Origin of the sequence: Mesorhizobium sp. M4A.F.Ca.ET.020.02.1.1, assembly GCF_004022645.1 — a bacterium.
In the GTDB taxonomy this organism is placed as follows: Bacteria; Pseudomonadota; Alphaproteobacteria; order Rhizobiales; family Rhizobiaceae; genus Mesorhizobium.
In genome coordinates this window covers 1-766 of record NZ_RZOI01001277.1, presented here as the reverse complement: position 1 = coordinate 766, position 766 = coordinate 1, and the positions used below count along the sequence as shown (strand labels likewise).

2 protein-coding genes are annotated in these 766 nt (G+C 62.5%); both read left to right on the top strand.

The genetic code is table 11. The annotated features are described in order from the left end of the window. Window positions 1-116 precede the first annotated feature (116 nt). On the top strand, window positions 117-332 hold the full coding sequence (locus EN742_RS36610; protein ID WP_126054916.1) for a DUF2842 domain-containing protein: 216 nt from the start codon (window positions 117-119) through the stop codon (window positions 330-332). Window positions 333-442: 110 nt separating this feature from the next. Next, window positions 443-766, top strand: coding sequence for a metalloregulator ArsR/SmtB family transcription factor (locus EN742_RS36605; protein WP_126059087.1), 324 nt, complete (start codon window positions 443-445; stop codon window positions 764-766).

Here is a 766-nt window from a genome sequence, read left to right as displayed (position 1 = left end):
GACCAAGGCAGCCCCGGTGGCAAGACCGGGCAGCGCGGCACGCCGTCGCGCCGCCGATGACGGGTTGCGCGCACCCGCCGATCGGCCTAAGCGGTAGCGGTCAGAGAGATCGCGACATGCCCATTCGCCTGAAAAAGCTGATCGGAACCGTGCTGCTGGTGGCGCTGGTCGTCATCTACGCGCTGGTGGCGTCGATCGTGGCGGTTGCCCAACTGTCGGAATCGAGCCCGCTGGTGCATCTGCTGTTCTTCCTGTTGAGCGGCCTGCTGTGGGTGCTGCCTGCGATGGGCATCATCAAGTGGCTGATCATCGAACCGCGGCCCAAGGGCTGAAGCGCGGCGTCTGCGAAGGCGCAAACGGGAACGTGATTTCCTTCCCGCTTGACGAACACATATCTCAATGATTATACGTTTCGATCAATAGCCCTCAGGTTATCGATCCCATGACGAACGCACACGACCTGCTGTTCAGAACACTTGCCGATCCGACCCGGCGCGCCATCTTCGAACGACTGTGCCAGAAGGGAGAGCAGACCGTAGGCGCCCTTACGGCCCAGTCCGGGGTTTCGCAGCCGGCCGTGTCGAAGCATCTCGGTGTCCTGCGGCAGGCCGGCCTGGTGCGCGACCGCCATGAGGGACGGCAGACCCACTACAGCGCGCAGATCGGCGCGTTGTCGCCGCTGATGGACTGGACACGGCAGATGGCAGGCTTTTGGGAAAGCCGGTTCGACGACCTCGAGGATCTGCTCAAAAGGATAGATCAATGA

Coding starts and splice junctions, on each gene's coding strand:
- EN742_RS36610 (WP_126054916.1), top strand. CDS start 117: ATGCCCATTCGCCTGAAAAAGCTGATCGGAACCGTGCTGCTGGTGGCG.
- EN742_RS36605 (WP_126059087.1), top strand. CDS start 443: ATGACGAACGCACACGACCTGCTGTTCAGAACACTTGCCGATCCGACC.